At 49.7% G+C, this 21,068-nt stretch carries 14 protein-coding genes; 9 read left to right on the top strand and 5 right to left on the bottom strand.

Annotated elements, in window-relative coordinates; all coding sequences use genetic code 11:
* Nucleotides 1-27 precede the first annotated feature (27 nt).
* Nucleotides 28-1,023: an adenosine kinase gene (locus O9X78_RS00505; RefSeq protein ID WP_269617597.1), complete on the bottom strand. Its 996-nt coding sequence runs from the start codon at nucleotides 1,021-1,023 to the stop codon at nucleotides 28-30.
* Nucleotides 1,024-1,185: 162 nt separating this feature from the next.
* On the opposite strand from O9X78_RS00505, the gene mrcB reads away from it, so the two are divergent.
* Nucleotides 1,186-3,480, top strand: coding sequence for a penicillin-binding protein 1B (gene mrcB / locus O9X78_RS00500; RefSeq protein ID WP_269617596.1), 2,295 nt, complete (start codon nucleotides 1,186-1,188; stop codon nucleotides 3,478-3,480).
* Between the two features lie 21 nt (nucleotides 3,481-3,501).
* Here the strand turns inward: mrcB and O9X78_RS00495 are convergent, their stop codons facing one another.
* Together O9X78_RS00495 and O9X78_RS00490 are read right to left on the bottom strand one after the other, a co-directional pair.
* Nucleotides 3,502-4,956, bottom strand: a complete 1,455-nt coding sequence (locus O9X78_RS00495; protein ID WP_269617595.1) for an ATP-binding cassette domain-containing protein — start codon at nucleotides 4,954-4,956, stop codon at nucleotides 3,502-3,504.
* Between the two features lie 83 nt (nucleotides 4,957-5,039).
* A complete protein-coding gene (locus O9X78_RS00490; protein WP_269617594.1) occupies nucleotides 5,040-5,915 on the bottom strand; it encodes an LOG family protein in 876 nt (291 codons plus the stop codon).
* A gap of 258 nt (nucleotides 5,916-6,173) precedes the next feature.
* Here O9X78_RS00490 and nhaA point away from each other — a divergent pair, with 258 nt between their 5' ends.
* The 7 genes from nhaA (at nucleotide 6,174) to O9X78_RS00455 (ending at nucleotide 16,309) form a co-directional block, all read left to right on the top strand.
* Nucleotides 6,174-7,358 (top strand): Na+/H+ antiporter NhaA, encoded by a 1,185-nt coding sequence (nhaA, locus tag O9X78_RS00485; protein WP_269617593.1) that lies wholly within the window; start codon nucleotides 6,174-6,176, stop codon nucleotides 7,356-7,358.
* A gap of 57 nt (nucleotides 7,359-7,415) precedes the next feature.
* Nucleotides 7,416-8,285: a DUF1295 domain-containing protein gene (locus O9X78_RS00480; protein ID WP_269617592.1), complete on the top strand. Its 870-nt coding sequence runs from the start codon at nucleotides 7,416-7,418 to the stop codon at nucleotides 8,283-8,285.
* Nucleotides 8,286-8,342: 57 nt separating this feature from the next.
* Nucleotides 8,343-9,902, top strand: a complete 1,560-nt coding sequence (locus tag O9X78_RS00475) for a cation:proton antiporter family protein (protein WP_269617590.1) — start codon at nucleotides 8,343-8,345, stop codon at nucleotides 9,900-9,902.
* A gap of 478 nt (nucleotides 9,903-10,380) precedes the next feature.
* Nucleotides 10,381-13,233 (top strand): YadA-like family protein, encoded by a 2,853-nt coding sequence (locus O9X78_RS00470; protein ID WP_269617589.1) that lies wholly within the window; start codon nucleotides 10,381-10,383, stop codon nucleotides 13,231-13,233.
* Entirely contained in the window at nucleotides 13,227-13,754 is a 528-nt protein-coding gene (locus O9X78_RS00465) for a hypothetical protein (RefSeq protein WP_269617587.1), read from the top strand. The genes O9X78_RS00470 and O9X78_RS00465 overlap by 7 nt, the downstream gene beginning before the upstream one ends.
* Nucleotides 13,755-14,001: 247 nt before the next feature.
* The gene (locus tag O9X78_RS00460) at nucleotides 14,002-15,315 is read left to right on the top strand and encodes a DUF2157 domain-containing protein (RefSeq protein WP_269617586.1); all 1,314 of its coding nucleotides are present in this window, start codon (nucleotides 14,002-14,004) and stop codon (nucleotides 15,313-15,315) included.
* Nucleotides 15,308-16,309 carry a GDYXXLXY domain-containing protein gene (locus O9X78_RS00455; protein WP_269617585.1) on the top strand — a complete coding sequence of 334 codons (1,002 nt, stop codon included), beginning with the start codon at nucleotides 15,308-15,310 and terminating at the stop codon, nucleotides 16,307-16,309. Before O9X78_RS00460 ends, O9X78_RS00455 begins: the two co-directional genes overlap by 8 nt.
* Nucleotides 16,310-16,374: 65 nt before the next feature.
* On the opposite strand, the gene O9X78_RS00450 is transcribed toward O9X78_RS00455, so the two are convergent.
* Together O9X78_RS00450 and O9X78_RS00445 are read right to left on the bottom strand one after the other, a co-directional pair.
* On the bottom strand, nucleotides 16,375-16,776 hold the full coding sequence (locus tag O9X78_RS00450; RefSeq protein ID WP_269617584.1) for a GFA family protein: 402 nt from the start codon (nucleotides 16,774-16,776) through the stop codon (nucleotides 16,375-16,377).
* 178 nt (nucleotides 16,777-16,954) lie between these two features.
* Entirely contained in the window at nucleotides 16,955-18,181 is a 1,227-nt protein-coding gene (locus O9X78_RS00445; RefSeq protein ID WP_269617582.1) for an acyl-CoA desaturase, read from the bottom strand.
* Nucleotides 18,182-18,566: 385 nt separating this feature from the next.
* Here O9X78_RS00445 and O9X78_RS00440 point away from each other — a divergent pair, with 385 nt between their 5' ends.
* Nucleotides 18,567-21,062 (top strand): TonB-dependent receptor, encoded by a 2,496-nt coding sequence (locus tag O9X78_RS00440; protein WP_269617581.1) that lies wholly within the window; start codon nucleotides 18,567-18,569, stop codon nucleotides 21,060-21,062.
* Nucleotides 21,063-21,068 lie beyond the last annotated feature (6 nt).

The following is a 21,068-nucleotide window of genomic DNA, read 5'->3' as shown; positions in this document are numbered from 1 at the left end:
GGTTCTGCTTTTTTTATGCGCGAAATATTAGGCTAGGCTAGCCAGTAACTCGCGGTGACGTGGGCCTGCCAAGCGCGGGCCGTATTGCGAGACCACTTCTGCAGCGGCGCGGCTTGCTAGCTCACCCGCTTTTTTAAAGTTGTGGCCGTGGGTAATGGCGTACAGAAAAGCACCCGCAAACATGTCGCCGGCACCGTTGGTGTCTATCGCATCGACTTTGTGGCCGGCAATTTGGTGAAGGTGCTCGCCGTCAAATACCAGCGCGCCTTTAGCGCCTAAGGTAATGGCGAAGGTCTTGCTTACCTTTTTCAGCGCCGCGATAGCATCTTCTAATGATTCACTTTTCGCCCAACCCAAGGCTTCTGCTTCATTGCAGAAAACAAGATCCACGCCATTTCCTAGCATTTCCGCCAAGCCGTCGCGGAAGAAGCTGACCATGCCAGGATCTGAGAAGCTGAGCGCGGTTTTTACGCCGTTGCGTTCAGCAATCTCACGGCCTGCGATAGCGGCGGCGCGGCCAGTATCTGAGGTAACTAAATAGCCTTCGGCATAGAAATATTCAGAGTCGCTTAGCGCGGCTTCGTTTAGTTCGTTGATCGACAGTGTTTCACTAATACCGAGGTGGGTATTCATACTGCGCTCGGCATCGGGGCTGATTAGTACCAAGCATTTGCCGGTGACGCCGACAGATTTTTCGCCGTCAAAATCGGCATCTACCCCCGCCGTCTTGATATCGTTCATGAAAAAGTCGCCGTGCTCGTCCTTGGCGACTTTGCAGGAATAGTAGTTTTTTGCGCCAAAATAGGCGGCGGCAACAATCGAGTTACAGGCAGAGCCACCGCTAGCCAAACTGGCATGAACCAAATGGCCGCTGAGATTGTCCAACAATTCCTGTTGGCGTGGCTCATCAACGAGGGTCATCAGACCTTTTTCGACGCCAAATGCCTTGAGTTCTTGATCACTTATTTCAATTTCGGTGTCTACTAGTGCAGCGCCAATGCCGTAGAGATGGTATTTTTTCATCTTATTTGCCAGTTACTTGCGGTAAAGTGCCGCTATTATCCGGTTTGAAAGTCTATTTGCAATGCGTGAGCACAGGAATACTGATGAACCGGTGGGCTAGGAACGCCGTTGTACGCGTACTCCATGTTAAATGGATCAATAAATATTATCTGGTTTTGAGTAATGGCTAAAAAATCCCCCAATCGCGTTGTGAGTAAATTTCGGAATATTCGCTGGTTAAGTTTGGGTTTAAAAGTTTCCCTAGTGGGTTTAGTGTTGATGCTATTCCTATTCGCCTATTGCGATGCCAAAGTGCGCGGTGCTTTCGATGCAAAGCGCTACGAGCAGCCTGCCAAGGTGTACGCTCGTCCCCTCGTTTTGGCGTCTGGGGCTATTTTGACTTCCTATGAGTTGGAGTCTGAACTTGGCGAGCTGGGCTATCGCTCGCGGAAGTTGGTGAATGAGCCGGGAACCTACTATCGGCAGGGAGATCACTTCTCAATATATTTAAGGCCCTTCGCGTTTGCTGACGGCGAGCGTCCCGGTCGCAAAGTGGAAATAGATATGGGGGCGACCACGGTGGGCGTGGTTCGCGATACCTTGGGTGACCGGCTTGCGGAAGAGCAGCTGGACCCCATGGTTATTGGTGGCGTGTATCCCGGTCGTCACGAAGATCGCTTGATGTTGAGTCTTGCGGAAGTACCGCAAATGCTCGTTGAAACTTTAGTCCAAGTTGAAGATCAGCATTTTTATAGTCATTTTGGTATTTCACCACGCAGTATCGCGCGGGCGTTTTTGGCAAATATCAAAGCCGGTCGCACGGTGCAGGGTGGCAGTACCTTGACCCAGCAGTTGGTGAAAAACACCATTCTAAGCAATGAGCGCAGTTTATGGCGCAAAGGCAAGGAAGCGGTGATGTCCATTCTCACCGAAATGCACTACAGCAAAGATCGTATTCTTGAAGCGTATATAAACGAAGTGTATTTGGGGCAGGAAGGTAATCGCGCTATTCACGGTTTTGGTTTGGCGGCGCGGCATTACTTTAACCGTCCCCTAAATGAATTAAATTTGGCGCAAATTTCTATGTTGGTCGGGCTGGTAAAGGGCCCCTCGTATTACGACCCTTGGCGGCATCCCGAGCGAGCTAAAAATCGCCGTAATATTGTCATGGGAGAATTGGCAGAACAGGGTTGGTTAACGCCTGCCCAGTTGTCGGCATGGCAGAAAGAACCTTTAGAATTAGCGAAATCGTCAGCTTTAGATGGTGTATATCCCGCCTATGTGGATTTGGTGCGCCGCCAGCTTAGTCGCGATTACCAAAGCCAAGACTTGCAGCGCAGTGGCCTGAGAATTTTTACGCCCTTCGATCCGGTATTGCAGCGCCGCGCGGAAAAAGCCACGGTAAAATCCTTAGCGCGCTTAGAAAGCCGCCAGAAAGATTTGCAGGTGGCGATGGTAGTAACCCGTGTCGATAGCGGAGATGTGGTAGCGGTAATAGGCGGCAAGCGCCCTCGCTATGCAGGGTTTAACCGTGCCTTGGATGCCTTGCGTCCAATTGGCTCTCTGGCTAAGCCTGCGGTATTTTTAGCCGCCATAAATCAGCCTCGCTACTACAACTTATTGACCCGAGTCTCCGATGCGCCGGTGTCGATACCCAATGCCAATGGCTCGCTGTGGAAGCCCTCAAACTACGACCGTAAATCCCATGGCGATGTGCCCTTGCACACCGCGCTCGCACATTCATATAACCTCGCTACTGCCCGGCTGGGTATGGATGTTGGTTTAGATAATGTGATGGATATGTTCCAGCGTCTGGGTATTCAGCGGCCGTTATTGAAGGTGCCGTCGATGCTGTTGGGTGCGGCTGAATTAGCGCCAATTGAAGTGGCGGCGATGTATCAGACGATTGCTGCCGGAGGGAGCTATACACCACTGCGGACGATTTACGCTATTGCAGATAGCGATGGTAAATTGCTGGCGCGCTATCCACAAAAACCTAAACAGGTGGTCAACCCTGCTGCAGTGCATGTGCTGCAATACGCGATGTTGGAAACCGTGCGTGAGGGAACGGGTAAAGGTGTTTACAACGTCTTACCTAAGGATTATCGGGTGGCCGGTAAAACGGGCACCAGTAATGACACTCGTGATTCATGGTTCGCCGGTTTTGCTGGCGATTATATGTCGGTAGTGTGGATGGGTTTAGACAATAATGCCTCGACAGGTTTAACCGGTGCCAGCGGTGCGTTGACTGTATGGCGACAATTTATGGCCGAGGCCAGCACCGAGCAAATGCCATTCTCCCAGATAGCGGGCGTCGAGTATCAGTGGGTAGATGGAGAGAGCGGTAAACTCACTCAGTCATGGTGCGAAGGCGCGCGATATATGCCGTTCATGAGCGGCAGCGCGCCAACCGAACGGGGTGGTTGTGCGCCTGAACCTGAGAAAGTATGGAGCTGGTTTAAGGGTGTGTTTGACTAAACGTTCATACCAAATACGATATTAACGTTCACGGATTTGGGCGGTATAGCCGCCCTTTTCGGAAGGCACTAAATCCATAAATTGGTTTATGCACTCGGGCACTTCTTCGCTGCGATGACTGACAAACAAAATGCGCGTTTGGCCGTGGGCGGCAATTTGATCTACCGCGCCCAGCAACTTCGATTTTTGTTCATTATCGAGACCGATGCAGGGCTCGTCTAAAATTAGAATACGCGGCGACTTCACCATTGCCCGCGCAAGAAGAATCATCCGCTGCTCGCCAAAAGACAAACGGTCGAAGCGTTGTTCTTTTAAAGGTAGCAATTCAAGTGCGTCTAACCAAGCAATTAGTAGTTGGCGCTGGCCTTCGCTGTAGTCGGTGTATAAACCCACTGAATCGAATAATCCAGAGGCGACGACGTCGATTACCTTGGTGCGTTTTAAATTGCTCATTTGCATGTTGGTATTGAGCAAGCCGAATTGGGATTTCACCTCCCATATACTTTCACCACTGCCCCGTTTACGACCGAACAAAAACACCTGCTGTCCGTAGGCCTTGTCATTCTCGCCACACAGCAATCCTAGCAGTGTTGATTTTCCCGCACCGTTAGGGCCGCTAATGCAGCAATGTTGGTGAGGCATCAGTGTCCAGTTCACGTCGCTCAATACCTGCTTACCGCGGAAATTGACATTAATGTCCCGCAGTTCTAGCAAGGCAACGTCAGATGGATGAGCGGGAGCCTCGGCAATGGGTAGAGGCTTTGCGTAGTGGTGTACTGCTTTGGCCTGTTGTTTAGCTTCAATAGCCGTACATTCACTCAGTATTTTTCCATGCGCCATATTGAATACGGTGTCGATGGCATCGGGTATGTCGTTGGCATCTTTGGTGAGTAGCACCAGTGGCGTTTCTGAGTCAACTAATTCAGCCATTAGGCTGTGCATTTCAGCCTGTGCCTTAGTGTCTAAACCTTCAAAGGGATTGTCTAAAATTAGTGCGGCAGGTTTAGCAAATAATGCCCGCGCCAAAAGTGTTTTGCGACTTTCGCCGGTTGAGATAAATCGAATACCTTGGTCAAGAATATGCCTAATGCCGAGGCGATCGCACAGCTGCTCAAAGTCGGCATTCGGTGTCTGACGCTGCAGAATAATATTCTGTACTGTGGTGCCGACATCGAAGGCATCATCGCGGGTTTCGCTATCGTCAAAGCGACGATCCCGTTCCATTAATTCACGGTGTAGATCAAAGGAAATATGTGCGATGTCGGCGGGGCCGATATTGTCTGCGTAAGATACCTCGCCGCTATTAGGGCGCAATACGTCGGTGATTAGTTTCGCTAAGCTTGTTTTACCCGCGCCGTTGCCGCCGAGAATCGCAACATGCTGTCCTTGTGGCCACTGCCAACTAAAGTCGTCGAGTATCGGCTCGAGCTGATAGGCAAAGCGAATATGTTCAAAGCGGACAATAGGGGCGGGCATGATGAAACCGTTATGCTGAAAATCAGCTCAGTATTATACATAAGCTAGGGCGCCAATGGCGTTATTGGCACCCTTACTTTGTTTTAGCAGCGTATACATTGTCCAGGGCTGAGTTGATAGAAATCGACAATATGTTGCCATGCCTGCTCGGCGGTATCGACAATGGAGATCATATTGACGTCCTCTGGGCTGATGACCCCTTCATCGCGTAAAAACTCAAGATTGATCGCCTTGCGCCAAAATTCGTGACCAATCAGAATGACGGGCACCCGCTTTGATTTGCCGGTTTGAATAAGGGTGAGCGCTTCAAATAATTCATCAAGGGTGCCAAACCCACCCGGGCAAACGATTAATGCTTTTGCGCGCAGCATAAAGTGCATTTTACGTATGCCGAAATAGTGGAAGCGAAAGCAGAACTCTGGGCTGATGTAGGGGTTGGGGGCTTGTTCGTGGGGCAGCACAATATTGAGGCCAATCGATTTACCTCCTGCTTCCATGGCGCCCCGGTTGGCCGCTTCCATAATGCCGGGACCACCGCCTGTCATCACGTAGAGTTGTTCGGTTTCGTCGCAGTTTGAGGAGTGCTGGGTGATTAATTCGCCGATCTTTTGCGCTTGCTCATAGTAGTGACTGTTGCGTTGCTCTCGTTTTGCTGCGCGGATTTTTGCTGGATCGCCGTCGGTTTCGGCAGCCTTTAGCGCCGCGTCGGCGTCTTCTGGTGATAAGAAGCGCGCGCTGCCAAAAATAACAATCGTTGATTCAACGCCATGTTCTTTTAATACCATTTCTGGCTTTTGTAGTTCTAGGTGGAAGCGCAGTCCACGTAGCTCTTCGCGAAGTAAAAAGTCTTGATCGGTGAACGCTAATCGGTAGGCGGACGGCGTGTCTTGTTTGTCGTTGTGCATTTCTTCGCGGGCAGAGGGAAAGTTAGCGCCACGAAGTTGTGATTTGTCTGGCATTTATTATGTCCTTATTGATGACTCAGGCCTATGCTGCGTCAAGTCGTGATTTGGAGCAAGGCTTGTCTGTTAGATAAACCTTGGCTCAATGTCGATGCTGTCAAAAATATGTGTAAATCGCCGGTATTTCTTGTGTTGGTTTGCTGAGGCGGTATGATCTTTTTAACGTTTTTATACCGGCGGGTGCTAGAGTTAAGGTCGTAAGCGCCGCTTACTTCTGTGGTTTGGTAGTTCGTAGTGAAGTGATAACAGGTGTTTATGACAAAATATGATGATTCATATATCAGCCAATTTTTAAAACAAGAGTCAGCCGGTGGCATCTTGTTGGTACTCGCAAGTGCCTTAGCCATGGTGCTCGCAAATAGCCCTCTTTTCAGTCTTTATAATTTATTGATTGAAACGCCGGTGGTGGTGCAAGTCGGCGCCCTCAAACTCGCGAAGCCCTTATTAATGTGGGTGAACGATGGCTTTATGGCCGTGTTTTTCCTCTTGGTGGGTTTGGAACTCAAACGTGAGTTCTTAGAAGGTGAGCTCTCCGAACTCAGCAAAATCGTATTACCGGGTTTGGGTGCGATTGGCGGTATGGTTATTCCGGCGCTGATTTACGTGGCTATGAATGCGACGGATCCTGTTGCACTGCAGGGCTGGGCAATTCCCACTGCGACGGATATAGCTTTTGCTCTTGGGGTGCTCAGCTTGCTGGGTAGTCGAGTACCCATGACCTTGAAAGTGTTTTTGACCGCATTGGCTATATTTGATGATATTGGCGCCATCCTCATTATTGCGTTTTTTTACACCAGCAAAATATCAATGACGGCGCTTGTAGTGGCAGCGATTTGTGTTGCTGTGCTGTGGTGTTTGAATCGCCGTGGCATAGAGGAAAAAAGCCCATATATACTAGTGGGCTTGGTAATGTGGGTAGCCTTGGTTAAGTCTGGCGTGCATGCAACTTTGGCAGGAGTGGTACTGGCGATGTTTGTGCCGATGCGATCCAAAGATCCTGACGGGACCTCACCTGCGAAATCCCTAGAACACGATCTTCACTCTGTAGTGGCCTTTTTTATTTTGCCGGTATTTGCTTTTTGTAATTCAGGTATTAGCTTTAGCGGGCTGGGCTTGGAGCATATTATGCACGGCGTACCGCTTGGGATTACCTTGGGTCTATTTTTTGGTAAGCAGATCGGCGTGTTTGTATTTTGCTGGTTAGGCATAAAACTACATCTTACAAAGTTACCGGATGGAATGTCTTGGGCATCGCTATACGGCACCGCACTTCTGTGCGGTATTGGTTTTACTATGAGTCTGTTTGTAGGCTCTCTCGCTTTTGAAGACGTCGGTGTAGACCGCATATTTGACGAACGATTGGGCATTATTCTTGGCTCGCTATTGTCTGGTGGCTTGGGTTACATCGTATTGCGTTTTAGCTTTCCAGCCGAAGACTAGTTAAGAAAGTTAACGGCTTATATGAGCGCCAATTCACCGCTAGCGTGAGACACGACGATGAAATCTGTATTAAGTAACTTGGCTGTTATTGTGTTTTTACTCTTATTGTTGACGGTAATTGCACTGCTTTCTTCTCGAGATATGGTGACCGTTGGAGGGCTTACTATTCCTCTCTGGGTTTTGGTGTTCGCGGTGGGAAGTCAGTGGCTGGGTTTTATTCATGCCTATGTTTGGCAAACGGAACGCTACTACGACCTTATTGGTGCCATCACTAATATCGCAGTAATCAGTTTTACGGTATGGATGGTGCAAGAGCTTGATGCGCGCAGTTTGCTACTGGCGATATTTATCGTGTTATGGGCTTTGCGCTTAGGGTGTTTTTTGTTCGCTAGAATAGTTGCTGATGGTGGCGACGGGCGTTTCGATGATATTAAACCCAATTTCCTCCGTTTTTTACTCACATGGACCCTCCAAGGTGCTTGGGTATTTCTGATTCAACTGTGCGCGATACTGGCAATTAGCGGCGGTAGTCATGAGCCCTTGGGTTTTTTCGCACTTCTAGGTGGCATTTTTTGGCTGGCGGGAATGGTCATTGAGTCTATCGCTGATTATCAGAAGCGGCGCTTTCGTCGAGACGTAGCCAATCAGGGTCGATTTATTTCTGTTGGATTGTGGTCGTTGTCGCGGCACCCAAATTATTTTGGCGAAATACTGTTGTGGCTTGGTATCGCGATTGTTGCCGCGCCAGCGTTAAGCGCTTGGATGTATATAGGTTTGCTGTCGCCTTGTTTTGTTGTCTTTTTACTCACCAAAGTTAGTGGTATTCCCCTCTTGGAAGCCCGTGCGGATACACGTTGGGGTAGTGATGAAGATTACTTACGGTATAAGGCGACTACGCCGGTATTGCTCCCGAAGTCACCTTTTTAAAATTTAATTCGCGTTAATAGGATGTTGTTGACGCTTTTGGACAATGGATAATTAGCTATGATCGAGCCCATATTGGTGGGACTGGCCTTTATAGCAGGCTTGGGTTTTCGACGCGCAGGGATGCCGCCACTTTTGGGGTATTTGTCAGCGGGATTTTTAGCGGGTGGCTTGCAGCTCGGTGACGCAGGGGTTATTCATGCGCTCTCTGAAGTGGGTATTACGCTTCTGTTATTTACCATTGGCCTAAAATTGAATCTGAGGGAATTACTGGCCCCACAAATATGGGCGACGGCGACTTTACATACCATTATTGTGGTGCCGCTCACCGCTGGTATGTTGCTAAGTCTGGTATTTATCCTACCCAATGTTGTTGAAATTGAAACCTCTGTCGCCTGGATGTTGGCCTTTGCCTTGTCTTTTTCCAGTACCGTATTTGCGGTAAAAATATTTGATGAACGCGGTGAGGGGGCTGCTTTACACGCCAAAATCGCCATTGGTATTTTGGTGGTTCAGGATATTTTTGCGGTTACCTATTTGGTGTTTTCTGCTGAGCATGCGCCATCACCTTGGGCGTTTGCTCTATTGGGGCTACCACTGCTTCGGCCGGTGCTGGTGTATTTTTTAAAGCAAGCAGGGCACGGCGAGTTATTGGTGTTGTTTGGTATTGCTGTTGCGCTAGGCAGCGCTCAATTATTCGAGTCCGTTCATCTTGAGGCGGGTCTAGGCGCCCTGCTGTTCGGTGTGTTGTTGGCAAACAACAACAAGAGCTCTGAACTTTATAAAGGCCTTATTAATTTCAAAGATATTTTTCTGACCGCGTTTTTCCTGAGTATTGGATACGCGGGCTTGCCCAGTGGAGATATGTTGCTGGTTGCACTGGGTATCGGCTCATTAATCTTGCTGCGGCCGTTTATTTATTTTGTGCTGCTGTTGATGTTCCGCCTGCGGGCTCGTACGTCGTTATTGGTTGGCTTGTCGTTATTTAATTACAGCGAGTTTGGCTTGATTGTGGCTGCCATGGCGGTTAAAGGTGGGCAACTGCCCGCTGTATGGCTGACTACATTAGCGGTGGCCATGGCCTTGTCGCTGTTTATTGCCGTGCCCTTTAACACTCATGTTCACTCACTTTACGCGCGATTGGCTACCCGACTGCAAAAAATGGAGCGCGACGAATTACTGGTGCAGGAAAGGCCAGTCGATTTGGGCGATGCCGAAATAGTGATTTTTGGTATGGGCCGTATTGGTAGCGGGGCTTACGAGTATTTGAGCCAGCATTACCCGAATAGGATTGTCGGCGTGGAAGAAAGTGCCGATAAGGCCCTGAAAATGAGACTGGCAGGTATTTCATGTGTGCCCGGTGATGCCAGTGATAGGGATTTCTTGGAGCGGGCGGATTTGCATCGTCGCAAGACAGTGCTGGTCAGCTTAACTAACCATGCCGAAAATATAGATGTCGTTAAGTTGCTTCAACAACTTGATTACAAAGGAAAAATTGCAGTGGTTTCACGCTTTCCTGATCAGCAGGAAGAGTTGGTAAACATGGGCTGCATCACTTTCAATCTTTATGCAGAAGCAGGCCATGGTTTTGCCGAGCGGGTCATGGAGGATATGGTTTAAGGTGCTGGCAGCAATAAGGCCATTTTTCATGCTTATCTAGCCGGGCCGTCCTAGCCGGTATATTCCAGTAACTTTATCGTCCTACAAATATTTTTGATCTAGCACTGATCCGCTTCCAATTTGAATACGTAATTACCTCGATATAAAAAAATTAAGCGGCTAGAAAGTCGCAAATCAGAGGTAAAGGACTTGCCTAGGTCGGTCATTTTTAGTGATTTTTCACATTGGAGTAGACTCGGCGTACAGCGACACAGTGCTGTGCAGTGTTGCCGTTCCCGTCTTTTTCCCAGTTTTAACCAAATTTTTAGTCAAGTTACTCCCAGTATTCTAGCCGCGCTGTCCACTAGCAACTCGATTGCTCGTGCCGCTTTGCTGTACCCGTTGTCTCTCAAATTTCCAATCTTTCCGATCGACTTGCTGTGCGGGTTATCGGGAATTCATGCACCAAAGTCCCACCGTCTGCCTATGGAGGCAAATAATGAAAATTAATGATCAAAGATGGCAACTTAAATTCGGAGGTTCGCAACCGACGCTACATGGTCGCGTTCGTGGAACTCTGTTGAGTGCGCTAATAACCCTGCCGCTACTTTTGGGCGGCAATGAAAGCTCTGCATTTGAATGTACAGATTCAGGTGCTCCCGGTAGCGTTGCTTCTGATGACAGCGGTGTCATTAGTAATACCGCCTGCGGCAATGCTGCGACCGCTGCTGGTACCGAATCAACTGCGATTGGTAACCAAGCTTCAGCTAGCGGTGTAGATGCGACAGCCGTTGGCACAATGGCAAATGCGAATGGAAATTCCACAACAGCGGTGGGCGGAGAGTCGATTGCTGATGGCCTAGCTGCGACGGCGTACGGTTGGAAATCCAATGCTACCGGCGAGCGCGCTCATGCGGTGGGCCATCTTGCCACTGCGACAGGCGACCGCACATTGGCGGTTGGTGAGGCTGCTACTGCGACGGGTGAACAGGCCAGCGCAATCGGTAACGCATCATCGGCGACGGGTGTTGATGCAACCGCGATCGGTACGGAATCTGTTGCCAACGGTAATTCAACCACCGCTGTTGGTGGCGAATCTACTGCTGACGGCCTAGCTGCGACGGCGTACGGTTGGAAATCCAATGCTACCGGCGAGCGCGCTCATGCAGTGGGTCATCTTGCCACTGCGACAGGCGACCGCACATTGGCGGTTGGTGAGGCTGCTGCTGCGACGGGCGAACAGGCCAGCGCAATCGGTAACGAAGCATCCGCTAACGGTGTTGACGCACTGGCAGTCGGCACACAGTCGATGGCTACTGGAAATTCGACCAGCGCGATTGGTGGCGAATCTGTAGCAACAGGCCCGGGTGCGACGGCAGTAGGTTGGAAGTCAGGTGCTAACGCTGAGCGTGCAACCGCCTTAGGTCATTTAGCACAGGCTGATGGCGTTCGTTCAACGTCGGTCGGTGAAGCAGCTGCGGCGTCAGGTATTGGCGCAGTGTCTGTTGGTGATAATGCAGGTGCAGCAGGTGATGGTGCTATTGCCATCGGCGGTGACGGCGGTGACGCAGATACCTTGGGTGCGCAAGCGACAGGTGTTGATGCTTTAGCTGTTGGTTCAGATGCAGTCGCTACCGGTAATTCAACGAGCGCTGTTGGTGGTGAATCAGTAGCAACTGGTCCAGGCGCAACGGCGTATGGCTGGAAATCTGGTGCTAATGCAGAACGCGCTACTGCACTGGGTCATTTGGCGCAGGCAGATGGCGTCCGTTCTACGGCAACGGGTGAAGCAGCCTCGGCGAAGGGCTTAGAGTCTGTTGCGGTAGGTAATCAGTCTAATGCCGATGGCATTGATGCCCTGGCAGTGGGCACAATGGCTAACGCTACCGGTAATTCGACAAGCGCGGTAGGTGGTGAGTCTGTCGCAACGGGTCCTGGTGCTACTGCTTTCGGTTGGCAGTCAGGAGCTAACTCTGAGCGGGCGACAGCCTTGGGTCATTTGTCACAAGCGAATGGCGTGCGTTCCACCGCAGTGGGCGAAGGTGCTACAGCGGTAGACGATCAGTCTGTTGCAGTGGGTAATTTGTCGTCGGCTACAGGTCTTCAATCGGCCTCGTTCGGTAATGAAGCCACTGCGAACGGTATTGACGCATTGGCTGTCGGTACACAATCTATGGCGACCGGCAACTCTACCAGTGCAATTGGTGGTGAATCGGTCGCAACCGGTCCGGGCGCTACTGCCTTGGGTTGGCAGTCAGGCGCCAACGCGGAGCGTGCTACAGCATTAGGCCATTTAGCAAAAGCTGACGGTATACGTTCTACTTCGGTCGGTGAAGCTGCGTCCGCGCAAGGTTTAGAGTCTGTTGCTATTGGTAACCAGTCTAGCGCTACAGGAAATGACGCGATGGCAATCGGCACCATGGCGATTGCCAATGGTAATTCAACGACAACGGTAGGTGGTGAATCAGTTGCTACCGGTCCTGGTGCTACGGCCTTTGGCTGGCAGTCAGGTGCTAACTCCGAGCGGGCTACTGCACTCGGACATTTAGCGAAGGCGAATGGCGTGCGCTCGACCGCAGTCGGTGAAGCTGCTGTGGCTGATGGCTTGGAATCTGTTGCCATTGGTAATCTGTCTAGTGCTACAGGAAATGACGCGATGGCAATTGGTACCATGGCTGTTGCAAACGGTAACTCAACGACCACGGTCGGTGGTGAATCTGTTGCGACTGGTCCCGGTGCTACTGCCTATGGCTGGCAGTCTGGTGCAAATGCAGAGCGCTCAACGGCACTAGGTCATCTAGCGCAGGCGAATGGTGTTCGTTCGGTAGCGGTGGGCGAGGCAGCAACTGCCGGCGGTTCGCGTTCGGTTGCGATTGGTGACGGTGCCAGTGCCTTGCAAGATAACTCGACTGCAATTGGCGCAGGTGCGACTACAACCCGTGCAAACCAAGTGGTTTTGGGTACTTCAACGAGTACTTATACAACGCCTGGAATTACCTCTGCAGCAAGTCGTGCGGCACAGTCTGGTCCAACTGAAATAGTGACCTCTGACGCAAATGGCAATTTGGCTACCGATGGTGGTGCGACATTTGCGCAGATCCAAGAAAATCGTGAGGCAATTGATGATAACCGCGGTGGTATCGCGCTTGCGATGGCATTGAGCACACCTTACGTTCCTGTTGGTCAAAGATTTGCTTTGAGCATTGGAGCAGGCTATTTTGAAGGTGAGGAAGCCACTGCGCTGTCAGGCGCTATTCGCGCTACCGAAACTCTGCAGTTTGAGTTCGGTGTTGGTAGCGGTAAAAGTAATTCTACTGTTGGTGGCCGTGTTGGGATGACTGCTTCATGGTAAAACGTTTGACGTTGATGACCCCCGAACGTTGGGGGTTTGGTTTGCTTAGATTGGCATTATTGCTGTGCGTGTTTCTGGCTACGGCTGGTAATGCGTATGCAGATGACGATATAAAAAAGTTTGATTCCAGCGAAGCCGCACGGGTTTTATGGTCTACTTTTTTAGCGATTGAGCAGGCCAACGATACCTTGAACTATTCGGTGTTTCGAGAAATTGCTGCACCGGAGTTTCAGCGTAAAAATACCACAGAAGATATTGCTGAGTTATTTTATGGCTTGAGAAAGTCAGGTGTCGATCTAAGTCGGGCTTTACTGCTTCAACCAGAGTACGAGATTGCACCACAGATTGGAGCGACGGGTTTATTGCGTATGCGCGGTAAATTTGCGATGCCCCCAGAAGTGGTCAATTTTGATTTGCTCTACCAGATGATTTACGGTGAATGGCGCCTTCTGGGCGTTGCTGTGGTGACTGGAATGGAGGAGGCAAAGATAGAGAAGCGGCGATTCTGGTTTAGAAAATAGTCGTCGTTTTTCCTTCGAGGATTTATCCTCGTGTATTAGAAAATTTAGGCGGTGCTACTAGGTGTGTGATTCACATGCTTAGCAGTGCCGCTTTTTTATGCCAGAAATTTACCGATTTAGTAAAAATCTATTCTTCACATTCCCCCTTAAGCCCTTTAATACCCCAGTTTGTTTCCCCATAATACTGATCAGGGAAGTGATATCAGCTGGGTCTTTCGTCCAGTCATCTACATTCTGCAGGAGCAACATGGAAAACAATAACCCTTGGTTACGCGCCGAAATTGCGCAATGGCTACGTGAGGGTATTATCAATGACCAGCAGGCTAAGGCCTTGTATGCCCGCTATCCCGCATTTGTGGCATACCGTCCCAAAGGCGATGGTGCTTGGGGTAGAGTGATCTTTGCGTTGTTGGGCGCGGGTGTCTTCGGGCTTGGCGTAGTTTTGCTGTTCGCCTATAACTGGGATGGCATGCACCGGTATGCAAAGCTGGCGGTTATTGGCCTTGGTATTCTAGGCGCTCACGGCAGCGCGTTACTCATGGCGAAAAATGACAAGTCCAACCCGCGAGTGCTGGAAAGTTTGCACATGCTAGGAACCATGTTGTTTGGTGCCGGTATTTGGTTAGTCGCGCAAATTTATCATTTTGATGCTCATTATCCCGACGGTTTTTTACTTTGGTGTCTTGCTGCACTTAGTTTGGCGTGGGCGCTCCCTTCCGTTGCCCACGGCGTGTTGGCCGCGCTGTTGCTACTGCTCTGGAGCGGCTTGGAAACCTTTGAATTTGGTCGGCATCTGCCACTTGCTAACTGGATATTGCTGTTTGGTTTGTTGCCACTAGCCTGGCTGCAACGCTCGATTTCTTTCTTGTTTATTCTATTGATAGCGATACCACTTTCCTATTCCTTTACCGTATTTGGCATCGGTGATAAGTATCTATTCACGGTTGGCTTGTTAGTGGTGAGTAGTTATTTTGCTGCAGCGCGATTGGCGTCAGTGGCCGCCTTTTCATCAAGTGCTTCTGTATTTACTGTAGGCGGCGCCATGCTTTGGTTGCCATTACTCTATATTGGTACGTTTACGGGAATCCCAGTTTTCACTGGCATGTCAAAGCTCGCCGGTTTTGGTCTGTTGCATTTGATTCTCCCCGCACTTGTTACTGTTGCGGCGTGGTTGCTAGTGTTGGCGCGCCCAGCTACGCGGCCCACGTCTCTAGAACAGTGGTTTGAAGCTGGCCTTGTGTTGCTAGTTCTGATTTTGGCGGTGCTGCCTGCGCTGTTTGGTGGCGATGTGAGTGGCCTTAGTCGGGTGGTGTTTAATCTCGCCTTTTTATCCTACGGATTATTGTATGTCTATCGCGGCACAGAGTCCCTAAAGGGTAAGGTCTTGTCTTTAGGTTGTACCCTGTTGGTGCTATTAGCTGCGGCCCGTTTTAATGATTTGTTTCAGAGTCTATTAGCGCGATCATCAATATTTTTGTTGTTGGGCTTGCTGCTGTTTGTTATTGGCATACGTTATTCAAAACAGAATACTCGCCGCAAACTGGAGAAGCCCCATGCGTAAAATCCTAGTTGTGATTTTGGTGCTTAGCCAGTTTGCCGTGCTCGGGTTTTTAGCCGGTGAGCGAGAGTGGATACGGCATAGTGGTGAGCGTATTTTTTTACGTACTGCGCCAATTGATCCGCGTGATCCTTTCAGGGGTGATTTTGTGACCCTAAGTTATTCAATAAATACCGTCGACGTGGGTCGATTTAGATCGTCGGTTCTTGCGACGTCCTTAAAGAGGGAGGACAAAGTATTCGCTGTTTTAAAACCTAGTGCTAATGGCGTGTATCAGCTCGACTATCTTAGCGATCGTAAACCTAGTGGCGGACTATTCCTGCGCGGACGAGTCAGCCGCGTGACCGGTGGACAAATTCAAGTCCGCTACGGTATTGAACAGTATTTTGTGCAACAGGGCAGTGGCAAAGACATCGAGCACAAGCGCGGCACAAGGGACGGGCTACAAATTCCTATGGAGGTTGAAGTGGCCATCGGTAGCAGCGGGCGCGCGGCTTTGTTGGCTTATCGCTGGAGCCCAATTGGTATTCGGTTAGAGCAAAGCTTAGAAGCACCTAGCGATAATCGCGGCGAAGGTGCGCCGCCGCGTAGTCCTCTTCTGACGTTGACACTTAAGAATGTCTCAAAAGAGCCCTTGCAAGTTGCAGACAATGATTTGCACTGTGGGTTTTCTCTGCACAGCGAGGGAGATACCGATCGGCGGTACTCGATGGCTGATACCCGTTGTAGTCCCTATATTTTGAAAGAAAGCGACGTAATTACCTTGGCACCAGATGCAGAGTATCGCGCCCAAATAGATACTGCCTTGCCGCGTTGGTATGTGTTGCAAGAGGGTGTGATAGGCTCTGCGTCAATTGCGGCAGCTGCGCCAAACGAGCGATTTAGAATGGTCTATCGCCCGCCGATTGTGATGGAGGGCATGGATGGTTCTGCGGCGCAGCTGTGGCAGGGCGAGTTAGTATCGCCAGCATTTAATGTGCGTGGCAGGGTAGATTAAAAATAGTGGAATTTTAGTGAGCCCATGTGGACGCATGGGCACAAATTTTATTTGTGAAACTTCGTTTACGATTCAGGTGGCGCACCATCAAAGCTGATTATTCCAGTCGGTAGGACTTCCCACTTTGCTTTAGAGCCTACAAATAGATGGTAGCCAATGTCGATATCGGGATCGCCATTGACACATCCTAGGGTGATGCCATGGGGCTGACCTTTATGTATACCGCATAGGGTTGAGCCGCAGCGACTGCAAAACTGAAAGCCAAAATCCGGCATAGACTCAAAGCTAGTTAAAAGTTCTGCGCCCTGTAGCCATCTAAATTCAGTAGGTTCTACCAAGGCATAGGATGAAGCTTGCGAACTGAAGGCTTTGCGGCAGCGCGAGCAATGGCAAGATCTGCCGTCCTTGAGCTTGCCGTCATATTGATACTTGATACTTCCGCAGAAACACTCGCCCGTGATGGCCATATTGACTCCTATTCGAGATGTTCAAAGCTTTAGAAATATACGAGATAAAGAGGCTAAGAAAAAGCGTGGATTAGTATTGGTGAGGGAGTTTTAGAGCCACATTGCGTAGTTGAGTAATGTGGCTCTGCACGCCTAGTCACTTTTTAATATGCTAGGCGGCAGTCAATTGTCGATGATATTACGCCATTTCTAAGGTCAGCATTTGCAGGCGTTTGCGCTGCATTTTTAACGCGTATTCCAATTCTTTTAAGCGACTGCGGAGGGTGGCGTGCTCCCATGCGTTGTGTAAGTTCTGTTGTAGCGATTCTTTCCTTCCGGCTAAATTTACTTGTAGGGCATTTTTCTGCGCGGCAAGGTTTTCTCGTTTGGTTTCCATCCAGCGCTGGCTCACGGTATTCCAGTCATTAAGATGATCGCAAAACTGTTGATATTCCTGTTCTAAAAATGCGGTGAACTGGTTGGTGTCTGAGCCTTTGCGATTGCGTAAGGCTTGCTCAGCCTTTTTAAACTGCATGGTCATGATGGCGCGCTGAATTTTGAAGTCTGGAATTTTGCGCAGATCCCACGTGAGTCCCATCCATGACGCTGACTTGATGAGCCACTTGGTTGGATCGTAGTGCCACCAGCGAATGCCATTGCGATAGTCATTTTGAAAAATGTGGTGGTAGTTGTGGTATCCCTCACCATAGGTGAGAAGTGCCAAGAAGTCATTGTCGCGGGCGGTATTCTCGTCGGTGTAAGGTCTGCGCCCCCAAAAATGCGCCAGTGAGTTGATAAAGAAGGTGGTGTGGTGGCTGACCACCAACCGAAGTACGCCAGCGAGCAGTATGTTTTCGAGCATATGGCCGGTGATAAAGCCCAATGCAATTGCTGGGGCAAAATTCATAATTAGCACTAGGGGCAGGTAATTACGATGTTGCCACATGACGATTTTATCGCGCTGCAGGTCTTTGGCGTTGGAAAAGTCTTCAACACTGGCTGGGTAATCGCGGAGCATCCAGCCGATATGTGAATACCACAATCCCTTTTTCGCTGAATAGGGGTCGTTGTCAACGTGGTCTACATGGCGGTGGTGGCGGCGATGACCTGAAGCCCAAATAAGAATGCTGTTCTGAGTAGCTGCGGCACCGAATAGGGCGAATAAGACTTTTAATAATGGATGTGCTTTATAGCTATTATGAGCCCAAAGGCGATGGTAGCCAGCGGTAATCGACATGCCGTTGGCGCCGAGAATAAGGAAAAACCCCAGCCAGCCAGTCCAGGTAAAGCCTTCGCTAATGCCATACCATGGCACACCAATGAGGGCGATGAGTAAAGTGCTGGAAAACAAAATGGTTTGCATCCATAAGCGTGGTGGCTTGGATTCACCGCTGTTGATGTTTTCTGGCTGTGTGTGCTCGGGCATGCGTCGGGGCCTCGGGTAACTATTATTCAAAACTGTATGCATTTTATAGAAAGTCAGTCAATGAGAACAGTTACCACTAGATGACAATTCTACAATGGAGTTTATTTCAGTCTTTGGCGAATAAACTACTCTATTTGCTCCACTAGCCTACGTGATGATTGGGACTATGGGTATGCGCAATTTCCCTAGGTTGGATGATTCGTAAACGAGGTTTCTGCGAAGCAGCCTTGTGGTATGGTTATCCGACTTTTAGTGAAGACAATAATAATTCGCTGATGCGGTTTTTTAGATGCCAGAATGTAGCGTAAAAGTGAGATGTGACAAGGAGTGTGCCGACATCACAATGACAATTCAGACATTGAAGACAATGAGACCTAAGTACCTTATGGCTAAATCGAGCTTGGTCGGACATAGATCGCTTACAGGCATACCATTGCGCTCTGCAGTTATGGGCGCGGTAATCGCGGGTTTAGCAATAAATGCTAATACAGTGTTTGCGGCTGACACCAAGCGTCTTGAAGAGGTGCTGGTTAGCGCTCGTAAAAAGACCGAGTCATTGCAGGATACTCCCATTTCACTGACGGTGTTTAGTGAGGAGCGTCTTGCCGTTGAGGGCATAAGCGGCCTAAAGGATATTGCTAGCAAGGTGCCGGGCCTCACCATAGAGCCATTCCCGATTAATGGGGGTAGTTTGCGAATCTATATTCGCGGTATTGGTATCGGTGATATTCAGGTGACCCAAGATACGCCCGTGGCGCTGTATATTGACGGTGCCTATATTGCGAGGTCCAGTGGCACATCGATGGATGTTGCGGAGCTCGCAAGAATTGAGATTTTGCGGGGGCCGCAGGGCACGCTATACGGTCGCAACACAACGGGTGGTGCGATTAATTTAATTACGCGGCGGCCCAATACCGATGCTCTAGAGTTTTCGCAAATTCTATCGATTGGCGACCGTGCCTTATTTCGCTCTAAGACCAGTCTAAACCTTCCGGTGACCGATACCTTGGCGCTTAAGTTTGCCTACTTGGCAGAAAGCCGAGATGGTTTTGTAGATAACACCGGCCCCGGCGGTGATTTCGGTGACCGCGATATTCAGGGCGCGCGTTTCGATTTGGGCTGGGATATTAGCGATCGTATACGTTTAGACTATAGCTATGACCGCTCAGAACTGGAATTTTACAATTACATGTTCCAGGCGGTTACTCCGCCTGATCCCAATGGTAATAAGGGCCAATCGAACGCTATTAAACAGAGCGCACAGGCCCGCAGTCGTTTCAGTAATCGTAGGTTGAGTTCGATGGCGACAACATCGCCCCTTGAGGCGTCGAATAGCGATGTCGAAGGGCACCTCTTAGTATTGAGCGCTGATACTGATATTGGCGAATTCAAATATATTGGTTCTTATCGTGAGTTGAAGGATGCGTCCTACACCGATTTGGGTGGTGGACTTGGCTCAACAGAATATCGGCTTGATACCAATGTTTACAGCGGGCCAGCTGCGCAGATGGCTACTGGCGGTGATACTCCGCTAGTGCGGCCAGAGATTCGTCAGCATCAAAGTTCACATGAGCTTCAGTTTAGTGATGTTGTGGAAGATTGGGGTATTGAGTACATCCTAGGTGCCTACTATTTTGAAGAGTCGGCAGTGGAGGATAATAGTCCCTTTCATCTGCAACTAACCGCGCCGATTGATGGTTTTGAAGATGCGCATATCGTTAATTTGTTGAGCCAAAAATACAATGTTGAAAACCAGGCCTTAGCCGTCTTTGGACAAATTACGTGGACACCAAAGATCCTCGATGAGTCCCTCCATTTTACTGTAGGTGCTCGCCACTCACGGGACCGTCGCTACGCCTTAAAAAATCAGCGCGACGAGGTGTTTATCGAGTACTCCCCTATCTCTGGTGTGCCGCTGGTTTTACCCTTGGCTGAATTGGCGCAAAATCCTGTGTTGGGGCCGGTATTAGGCCCCGTGTTTGTCGAAGCGGGCTTGCCCGGAGATAGGCGTTTTGACAATGTTTCAGGCAGTCGGCGTTTTAAAGATGATTCTTTTAGTTTTCTCACTGAGTTCGAGTTCAGTGACGACATAAATGTGTATGGCAAAGTTGTTGAAGCCTATAAAAGCGGTGGTTTTAATACCCGTGACCCGCAGTTAGATGGCAACCAAGGCGCAGCGTCTGATGGCATAGATTATGGCGTTGGTTTTGCCGACGGCTTCGGTGAAGAGAAGGCGCGTACTGTTGAGGTGGGAGTAAAAAGTGAGTGGTTGAATGGTCGTATACGGGTGAATGCTGATGTGTATAACACCAAGTTTAACGATATGCAGATGAACTTTATATTGAACGGCACAATAGCGGATACCAAAGTATTAAACGCCGGCAAGGCCAGTATGTCAGGCTTCGAATTTGATGCGATGGCGCTTATTGGCGACGACCTTACTGTGACCATGGAATACGCCTATCTCGATGCTGAAATTACTGAAGTAATCGACAGCTTTGGTAACGATGTAACGCAACGCTATGCGTTTTCCGCGGCGCCCGTGAATAGCTATACCGCATCAGCGGATTGGGTCGTGTGGCGCGGAGTGTCAGCAGCGTTAAATCTGAATATAAACACCAGCTATATGGATGAGCGATTGGGTGGTGGCGATGTCCAGAATGCCTACACTATTCTACGGCCTTACCAGTTATGGAATGCGCGCTTGAGCTTAGACGATATTGAGTTCGCGAGAGGCAAGCTTAGTGTGTCGCTGTGGGGTAAAAACCTGCTCGACAAGGAATATGAAACCTACGCGATCGATAATTTGCCTCACGCAGATAGGGCGGTATTGTGGGGCGATCCCCTTAGTTATGGCCTCGACCTCGCGTACAGGTATTAACGGAGT

Origin of the sequence: Zhongshania aquatica (assembly GCF_027257955.1) — a bacterium.
GTDB lineage: Bacteria > Pseudomonadota > Gammaproteobacteria > Pseudomonadales > Spongiibacteraceae > Spongiibacter > Spongiibacter aquatica.
This window is presented reverse-complemented; position numbering and strand designations above follow the sequence as displayed.